The 212-nt window shown below is 67.9% G+C and carries 1 pseudogene; it reads right to left on the bottom strand.

The window, feature by feature from the left end:
• Positions 1–212, bottom strand: a pseudogene (locus IG05_RS43425) (glucose-6-phosphate isomerase); the annotation flags it as partial.

Genomic DNA, 212 nt, shown 5'->3' with positions numbered 1-212 from the left:
CTGGAGGTAGGCGGTGAACTTGGAGAGGTAGTGGCTGTACGGCAGCACCGCGTGGGTCTGGGCGTCGTGGAAGTTGCCGTACCAGATGCCCAGCAGCCCCAGCAGCAGCGGCGCGTTGGCCTCGGCGGGCGCGGTGCGGAAGTGGTCGTCGACGATCCGGAAACCGTCCAGCATCTCGCGGAAGCGGTCCGGGCCGATGGCGATCATCAGGG

The sequence above is a fragment of the Streptomyces sp. NRRL S-1022 genome, assembly GCF_000720135.1.
Taxonomy (GTDB): domain Bacteria; phylum Actinomycetota; class Actinomycetes; order Streptomycetales; family Streptomycetaceae; genus Streptomyces.
Note: the sequence above shows the minus strand (reverse complement) of the source record. Positions and strands in the feature narration are given on the sequence as shown.